This is a genomic window from Paenibacillus sp. FSL R10-2748 (assembly GCF_038005565.1).
Taxonomy (GTDB): Bacteria; Bacillota; Bacilli; order Paenibacillales; family Paenibacillaceae; genus Paenibacillus; species Paenibacillus polymyxa_B.
The window spans coordinates 678,551-688,689 of sequence record NZ_JBBOTK010000004.1; the positions used below are offsets into that span (position 1 = coordinate 678,551).

Consider the following 10,139-nt stretch of genomic DNA (forward strand, 5'->3'; position numbering starts at 1 on the left):
GGGTGATAAGCCTTTAGTTCATGTTATATAAACTTTGTGTTTTGAGGAGTTGGTGGAGAATGATGCGAAAACATGACCAAACATGGAACCTTGATATTCCGATCGCTTCTTTTATTGAAACTTGCCGGAAATTTCCTGAAAAAGAGTTATTTACGTTTGAGAAAGAAGGCCAGAGTCCTCAAATTCTTTCCGGAAATACGCTTCTACATCAAATACAGGCTTTGGGCAATATCCTATTGAAAGAACTGGTTGAGCAGGAACGGGCACTTCTTGTATTTCCTCAGGGTCTGGAATATATCAGCAGCATGCTGGCATGTTTTTATGCAAATATCGTGGCCATACCTACACCTATTACAGATTCGGAGCTGGATGAAAAAATCTTTGAGAAGATGATGCCTATCTATAGGGATTCCCAAGCCGTATGTATCATAACCAATACGGACTTCAAAGCATTTCTCCAAACACGGAGGGAGTTTAATTCAATCCGTATCCTGAATATTGATGAAATCTTTCAAGAAGACACCGTTGACGTTGAGATAGAGATGAGAATGCCAGCGCCGCAGGATACTGCTCTTTTGATGTATACATCGGGCTCGACATCCTTGCCAAAAGGCGTAATCCTCAGTCACAGCTGTGTGATGAATCAGGCCAAGGCCGAGCAATGGAGAATTGACCGGAATAGTCGTGTCGTTTCCTGGACGCCGCAATTTCATGCTTTTGGACTGCATAACAATATTTTAGTCCCACTTTTAAACGGGGCGTCGAGCATTATTCTCCCGCCAGAAAGCTTCGCTAAAAATCCGGAAAATTGGATTCATATGATTGACAAGTATCAGGCTACCCATACGGCAGCGCCAAATTTTGCGTTCGATTATTGCTGCTCCACACTGGACATAGCTTCAATTAAGCAATATTCACTTCGCCATCTCCAAGCGATTATATGTGCAGGTGAGCCCATCCGGAAGGAAACTTACGAGAACTTCATCCATAAATTCCGGGAATTAGGGCTACAAGAGGATATATTTTGTCCCCTCCTTGGCTTATCGGAGCTGTGCCCTGTCGCCAGTATAAAACCAGGTCAGTCGATGAGATTCCTTAACTTGGATATCCCTAGCTTGGAGCAACGAAGAGTCCAATACACGGATGAAAAGAATAAATCGAAGTCCATAGTGAGCTGTGGGGAGATTGAGGATCCGACGCAAATACGAATTGTTCATCCTGAAAGGCATACACAATGCTTACCGGAGGAAGTCGGCGAGATTTGGATTAAATCCGCACGGATGGCAGAGGGATATTTAAACAGGAAGGAAGAAACGAATAGCACTTTTGAGGTAGCCCTTTCAGATACAAAAGAAGGCGGCTTTTTTCGTTCCGGGGACCTTGGCTTTATTGCGGATAATCATATCTATGTCATCGGTAGAGAGAAGGAAGTCATCATTATTCGCGGCAAAAACCATCATCCCGTCGATATTGAATGGACCATCCAAAAGAATATGCCAGAGTTGACCTTGCCCATCGCTGTATTTTCCTCTGAAATCAATGGTCAGGAAAAAGTAATCGTCGTACAGGAAATTGAAGCGCCCCTTCATGAGCAGGAATATAAACGTCTGGTCGAAAACATACTGAATGCCGTATCCAATACGCATCAACTTGAAATTTACGATATCTATTTGCTGCTTAAGGGAAGTATACCCAAAACGGGAAGTGGGAAAATCCAAAGAAAGATCTGCCGCAATGCTTATATCAAACAAGAGCTTCAAGCACTTTATCAATATCGGAGTGCGTTCTCACTATCACATTCGAATATGGAAGAAACCGCCGCAGAAAACCATGACAGTACCATAAATGCCGTTTCATTGGTTCAATCGAAGATTCAGGAGTATATAGTGCAATTTTTGTGTTGGGAACTGAATCTCAAGCACGAGGAAATGAATTTGAATACAAATCTTCATGGTTATGGCATCGATTCTATTCTTGTCATGAAGCTTATACGCGGCCTTGAGAAGTCCTATCCGATCAAGGTCAAAGCAAGAGAAATTTTAGAGAACCCGACGATTCAACTATTATCGGCATATTTAGCCCAAAAGGTGGAAGAAGATAAATCCACTGTACAGGTCAATACTGAGAAAAATTCGCTCAGTTTCCGAAGGAATCCGCTTTCTGAAGTTCAGAAAGGGTTGTGGCTATTACATAAAATGTCCCCTGAGATGAATGCTTACAATATACCAATATGCCTCCGGTTTAATACGAAGATTGAGATTGAGAGCATTAAACGGGCTTTTCACATCGTTTTAGAACAGTATCCTATTTTAAAAAGTGTGATTGAAGAGGAAAATGGGATACCTTATCAAAAGCTGCAGCCCACGCAGCCGCTTCATGTGCAAGTGGAGGATATTTCAGCCTTGGAAGCAGATGAGATTATTCCATTTATTAGGGATAAAGCGAAGCAACCATTCGTGCTGGAACAGGATCCTTTGATGCGTATTTATGTTATGTCCAGATCTGAACAGGAACATTTCATACTGGTTGTCATCCACCATATTATTTTTGATGGAAGTTCTTTCGGCATGTTTACACAAAGCTTTTTAGATGCCTATAAAAACGTGGTACAGGGAAAGACATCGACAGTGTTTCCACCCGCAGCGAGCTACGGCGATTTTGTTAAATGGGAGCAAACGATGTTAGCGAGTGCAGAAGGGGAGAAGTATCGTTCCTACTGGACACAACAGCTGTCAGGTGCTTTACCGACCCTGGAGCTGCCATATGACCGCTCTGTTTTTCCGGCTCAAAGCATGGAAGCACAAACATATTCCAAGCCGCTTCCGCTTAAATGGGTCAAACGGGTAAAGTCTTTTGCCCAAGCGCAATATACGAGCTTGTCTACAGTCTTGTTAGGTATGTATACGGTATTGCTTAACCAGTATTCGGGACAGGAAGATATCATTGTTGGAATGCCAGTTATGGTGCGCCCGGAGCAGCGTTTTGATAATTTAATCGGCTATTTTGTCAATATGCTTCCAATCCGGAGTCAGATATCGGAAACAGAGACATTCCTGGATTTCATGAAAAAATTGCAGCTGACAGTAGTCGATGGAATGGATCATGCCTCGTATCCTTTTCCGGCTCTGGTCCGAGAATTGAATGTGCCGCGGAAGCAGACGAGCTCACCTGTTTTCCAAGCAGCCTTTTCTTATCAAAACTTCCTTCCAACTTCAAGCTTTCAGCAGCTTTGCAAGCCATATAAAGATATCTTTTTCGTCGAATTGGTTGAAGAAATTCACCAGGAAGGCGAATACGAGTTGGTATTGGAACTGCAAGAGCAGGAAGAGGAAATGATATTAAATATTAAATATCGCTCCAATTTGTTCGATCATTCAACCATCATACAGATGGCAGAGCGTTATATAGAATTAGCGGAAGCACTTATGGAGAATCCCGCTTGGCCCTTGGAGGAGCATTCCTTACTCTTACCAGAGGAAAAGGACATCATCCTTAATGACTGGAATGCTACCGGAACAAGTTATCCTGATAAGTGCTTCCCTGAATTATTCGCAAAACAGGCAAGAAAAACACCTGAAGCTATTGCAGTTGTATATGAAAAGGAATCGCTTACCTATGGGGAACTAAAAGAAAAGAGCACTTTACTGGCCTTATATTTGCAGAAACATGGGGTAACTCCTGATACTCTTGTGGGGATTTGCATGGAACGTTCTTTAGATATGGTGATTGGGCTGTTAGGAATCCTGATGGCCGGTGGAGCCTACGTACCGCTCGATCCGGAATATCCGGAGGACCGATTGGAGTATATGCTTCAGGATTCCAATGTTTCACTGGTTATTACGCAATCGGGGTTGTTGGAGAAAGTATCACGCTTGGAAGGGAACAACGTTAGCTGTATTGTCCTTGATAAAGACTGGGATCATCTGAAAAGTGATGTGAAGGGTAGAAAGACAATCAAACGGGAAGTGCAACCTCACCATTTGGCATATGTGATATATACCTCTGGAAGTACAGGGAAACCCAAGGGGGTCATGATTTCACATAAAGCGTTGACCAACTTTCTTATTTCCATGGGAGAGCAGCCCGGTTTAACAGAGCAGGACAAACTACTTGCGGTGACAACGTATTGCTTTGATATAGCGGGACTGGAATTATATCTGCCTTTGATTAAGGGGGCTCAATGCTATATTTGCAGCTCCAAAAACATAAAGGATGCCGAAAGACTTAAGCGGGAAATTCAAAGAATAAAACCGACAATCATGCAAGCTACTCCTGTGACTTGGACTCTGCTCTTTCAAGCCGGCTGGAAGAACGAAGAGAACATGAAAGTTCTCTGCGGAGGGGAAGCCCTTTCGGAAACGTTGAAATCTTATTTTGTTCATAACAGCTGTGACGCATGGAATATGTTCGGTCCGACTGAAACCACAATTTGGTCTACAATTCAAAAGATCGACGCAGATAAGCCTATTTCGATCGGTAAGCCTATCGCAAACACCCAGATTTACATTTTGGACAAACATCTTAGACCTGTGCCTGTCGGTCTTCCGGGAGAGCTTTTTATTTCGGGCAGCGGATTGGCCAGAGGCTATTGGAACCAGCCAGAGCTTACGGCTGAAAAGTTCATAGACAACCCATTCAATCCGGAAACCAAGCTCTACAGAACTGGAGATTTATGCAGGTGGCTTTCGGACGGCTCTATTGAGTATGTGGGACGGATGGATTATCAAGTGAAAATTCGCGGGTTTCGGATCGAGCTGAGTGAAGTTGAAGGTCAGGTCAGAACATATCCAGGAATCGATGATTGTGTCGTGATTGCCAAGGAACAGGAGGGAAATAAGCAGCTTATTGCCTACTGTTTGCTGAACAATTCCGAGTCCGGTAAGCCTCCTCTTGATCCGAAGGAAGTGCGAAACTATTTAAAAACTTTCTTGCCTTTTTATATGATACCAGCATTTTTTATAGAGCTAGATAAGCTGCCTTTGACCCCTAATGGGAAAATAGATCGAAAAGAATTAATGAATCGCAGGATCGAGTTAGCAACAACAAGAAAGATCCATTTACCACAATCAGATGTTGAACATCAGGTTCTAGCGGTGTGGAAAAAACTTCTGAATGTTGATGATCTAAGTACAGATGATGCTTTCTTTGACGTAGGCGGGAATTCTTTTTCAGCAGCAGAGATGATCGGAAGGGTCAAGGAATTGTTGGAATGCGATATTTCGGTGACAGCATTGTTCAAGTATCCGACAGTTAAGGAACTCAGTGCCTACATTACAGAAACAAGAAGCGAGAATGTTGATTCTCAAACGGAACAATCACATACACCGGAACAAACAGATACAGCTGAAAATACAGCCTTACCGAAAATGGTTTCAGGCGAAGATGACCTCAAGCCACCCTACCCAGATTACTTTGAGGATAGTCTCGCAATTATAGGGATTTCATGTCATTTTCCAGGGGCCAAAAACCATGCCGAGTTTTGGAGCAATTTGAGGGCAGGGGTGGAGAGTGTCCGCTTCTTTTCCGAGGAAGAATTGGTTGGATTAGGGCTGGAAAAAGAAATCGTCGGGAATCGAGGCTATGTTCCCGGACGATGCACGATTGAAGGAAAAGAGTATTTCGACCCTGAGTTTTTCAGCTTATCACAGAAAAATGCAGAGTTTATGGATCCTCAAATGAAATTGCTGTTGCAGCATTCATGGAAAGCCGTTGAGGATGCTGGCTATATTAGCAAAGAAATTCCTGAAACCAGTGTGTATATGTCGGCAAGCAGCAGTTTCTATCAAGCATTTATTCCAAATTTGGCGTCGCAATCACCTAATGTCCTGAAGAACGCGGATGAATATGTAACCTGGATTTTAGCACAGGGTGGGACAATTCCTACCATGATCTCTCATAAATTGGGATTTAAAGGTCCGAGTCTGTTTGTGCACTCGAACTGCTCTTCCTCATTAGTCGGATTGCGTCTGGCTTCGCAAAGCCTGTTATCCGGTGAAGCCAAATACGCTTTAGTCGGAGCATCCACGATCTTTCCTTTCACCAGTTTAGGCTATGTGCATCAACCCGGCTTGAATTTTTCCAGTGACGGACATATTAAAGCCTTTGACGAGTCGGCAGATGGAATGATTGGCGGAGAAGGGGTTGGGGTTGTTCTACTGAAGAAAGCCCCAGATGCCATTAGAGACGGTGACCATATTTATGCGCTTTTACGGGGAGTAGGTGTGAACAACGATGGAACCGACAAATTAGGGTTTTATGCCCCAAGTGTCAAAGGTCAGGCTGAGGTTATTCAGAAGACGATAGAATCAACCCGAATTCATCCCGAATCCATCAGTTATATCGAGACGCATGGAACTGGAACCAAATTGGGCGATCCTGTTGAATTTGCCGCCTTAAATGAAACGTACAGGCAGTATACAACCAAAAAACAATTTTGCGGTATTGGATCGGTCAAAACCAATATCGGGCATCTGGATACTGCAGCAGGTTTGGCGGGGTGCATTAAAGTTGCTTTAAGCTTATACCATAATGAGATTCCTCCTTCACTTAATTACGAAAAACCGAATTCTGATATCAATTTTCCTGATTCACCCTTTTATGTTGTTGATAGTCTCCAAAAATGGGAGAAGGCGTCGGCTCCTCATCGGGCGGCGTTAAGCTCCTTTGGAATAGGCGGAACTAACGCTCATGCGATTTTCGAACAATTTGTAGTCAATGCTGAATCAGAACGATTTAAAGATAGTTCTGTGAACAAAGAAGCTGTATATCTGATTCCATTATCTGCAAGGAATCATCATCGTCTTAAAGTGTATGCACAAGAGCTTTCAGATTTTTTGATAGCTTCTGAAGACATTAATTTGTCGGATGTATCCTTTACGCTTCAGACAGGACGAATGGCAATGAAAAACCGGGTAGCTTTTATCGTAAAGAATACGAGCGAGCTGGTACCAAAGCTCCAATCGTTCACGAATGAACAAGAATCTATCGAGAATTGCTGGAGGGGAGAAAACAATCAGTCAAAAGATTCAGTGCAATTATTTGAACAGGAAGAAGTTTTCAAGGAATTAATGAGCAAATGGATTGCAAATCGTGAAATGAACAAGCTGGCAGAGTTGTGGACCAAAGGCTTCTATTTAGATTGGCGATTGCTATATTCCAATGTCATACCGAAAAGAATAAGTCTACCTACGTATCCTTTTGCTCAGGAGCGCTGTTGGGCTCCTGAGGTTGAGGCCGGAGCAGTAAGAACCGAAACAGTGGATGCGCCTGCGATTAGCCGTACACTGCTATTTGAGCCTGCCTGGAAGGAGCAGGACGTACCACTGGAAGCCGAAGCCCCTGACTATGATTGGCGAATGGTCTTGCTTTGTGAGCCGGAAGAAGCTTTGCACGAGCGACTCGAAGCGAGCTTGAATGGAGCTGCGCAGGTGCTTGCCTTTCAATCCGGAAAAGGTCGGGTCGATGAGCGGTTCCAGGCCTATGCTGTTCAGGCCTTTGAGAGCATCCAAAGTATGCTCAAAGACAAGCCGAAGGGAAGAGTATTGGTCCAAATTGTGGTGCGGAACGCCGGGGAAGGACGGCTCTTTTCGGGACTTTCGGGACTGTTGAAGACAGCCCGTCTGGAAAACCCGAAATTCATCGGGCAGCTGATCGAAGTGGATCAGGGAGAACAGGCGGAAGGTATCCTGGCGAAGCTGGAGGACAACAGTCGAAGCCCGATGGATGGCTGGATTCGCTATGAGGAAGGTCAACGGAAAACCGCTTTTTGGAGCAGGCTCGAAACATCTGGGCAAAAAGAGGAGCTTCTATGGAGAGATGGTGGGGTCTATCTGATCACTGGCGGCTCCGGCAGTCTGGGGCTACTGATTGCAGAAGAGATTTCCCGGCAGACGCGAGCAGCGACCTTCATTTTGACGGGGCGGTCGTCGCTGGACCAAGACAAGCAGACGAGGCTGCAGGAGCTGGAGGCTTCAGGGGCCAGCGTGGTGTACAGGCAAGGCGATATCACCGATAGGAAGACGGTTATCGATTTACTGAACAGCATCGAGCAGGAATATGGGCGTGTCCATGGGATCATCCACTGTGCAGGGGTGATTCAAGATAACTTCATCATCAAGAAAACAAGGGAAGAATTTATAGAAGTGCTGGGACCGAAGGTGAGCGGACTGGTCCATCTGGATGAGGCAAGCAGTGGCCAGAACCTGGACTTCTTTGTGCTCTTTTCTTCCATATCGGGTAGCCTGGGCAATCCGGGACAGGCTGATTATGCGACCGCTAATGCCTTTATGGATGCATACGCCGAATACCGGAACGCACTGGTAGGGGCCAAGCAACGGCAGGGACAGACGTTATCTATCCGCTGGCCGTTATGGAAAGAGGGCGGAATGCGGATCGATGCGGATTCGGAACAGATCATGACGCAAAACATGGGCATTACAGCCATGCAGACCTGGTCGGGAATGAGGGCGTTGTACCAAAGTTTGGCCTCCGGCAAGGAGCAGGTGATGGTCATGGAAGGGGAGCCCGAGAAGATCGAGACCTACCTGACGAAAGCCTTCTCACAGGCCGGTGTCCGTGCCATCCAGGCAGCTGTACCTAACCAGGCAAGCGTACCTATGCTGGATGCAGGCTTGCTCTACGACAAAACCTTGCATTGTCTCAAGGTGCTGTTTGGAGAGGTGACCCGGCTGAGCGTCAGCAGCATTGAAACCAATGAACCGCTGGAAACCTATGGAATCGACTCGATCATGATTACCCAGCTCAATGCCAAGCTGGCGGGCTTCTTTGGAGAACTGTCCCAGACGCTGTTTTATGAGTACCAAACCTTGCGTGCTTTGACGGAATATTTTGTGGCGGAATACCCGCAGGAGTGTATGCAGTGGACCGGGATGAGCCGTGACATGCAGCCTGTAGAGGAAATACTTGCGGCACCGCTGTATGCCGAGGAAGAAGCCGTGCCGGCTGAGGCAAAGGCGGAAGCGAAGCCTGTCCGAAGCTTGGCCGGGTCTGCTCCTGCGGAAATGCGTGAACCGATAGCGATCATTGGGATGGCTGGAAAGTATCCCTGGTCCAGAGACATGAACGAATATTGGGAAAATCTAAAAGCAGGGAAGGACTGTGTCACCGAAATCCCGCGTGAGCGCTGGACGATGGAAGGGTTCTTCCATCCTGATCCACAGGAAGCGGCGGTGAATGCAAAAAGCTACAGCAAGTGGGGGAGCTTTATCGAAGGTTTTGCAGAATTCGATCCGCTGTTTTTCAATATTTCGCCACGGGAAGCACTCGGTATGGACCCGCAGGAAAGGCTGTTCATTGAAGCCTGCTGGGAAGCACTGGAGGACGCGGGCTATACTCGGGAGCAGCTTGTGGTGCGGCATAACCGCCAGGTAGGCGTATTTGCCGGAATTACTAAGACGGGCTACGAGCTCTATGGGCCGGAATTATGGAAGAAGGGAGCGCAAATATTTCCCCAAATATCCTTTAGTTCGGTAGCAAATAGGATTTCGTACCTCTTTAATTTGCAAGGGCCAAGCATGCCGATCGATACGATGTGTTCGTCCTCGTTGACTGCGATTCATGAAGCCTGTGAGCATCTGTACCGCGGAGAATGCGAAATGGCTATTGCAGGCGGAGTAAATCTGTATCTCCATCCGCTCAGCTATGTCGGACTTTGCGCCAACCACATGCTGTCGATAGATGGGCAGTGCAAGAGCTTCGGCAAAGGAGGCAATGGATTTGTCCCTGGAGAAGGCGCGGGGGTCGTCCTATTAAAGCCGCTGTCCAAGGCGATCGCTGATGGGGACCTCATCCATGCGGTGATCCGGGGGACAAGCATCAACCATGGAGGCAAGACCAACGGCTATACGGTGCCGAACCCGACAGCCCAGGGGGAACTCATCCGAGCGGCACTGGAGCGAGCGGGGGTACATGCGCGGACGGTCAGCTATATTGAAGCTCACGGGACAGGCACGGAGCTGGGAGACCCGATAGAAGTGACGGGTCTGACCCAGGCATTCAGGAAGGATACGCCGGATACGGGATTCTGCGCCATAGGCTCTGTGAAGTCCAACATCGGACACTTGGAGGCGGCAGCGGGCATCGCCGGGGTTGGGAAAATCATCTTGCAGATGAAAAACCAG

The 10,139-nt window shown here is 46.4% G+C and carries 1 protein-coding gene; it reads left to right on the top strand.

The features are described 5' to 3' along the window. Window positions 1-59: 59 nt before the first annotated feature. On the top strand, window positions 60-10,139 hold a 10,080-nt coding region (locus NSS66_RS16105), incomplete at its 3' end, for an amino acid adenylation domain-containing protein (RefSeq protein ID WP_340959354.1).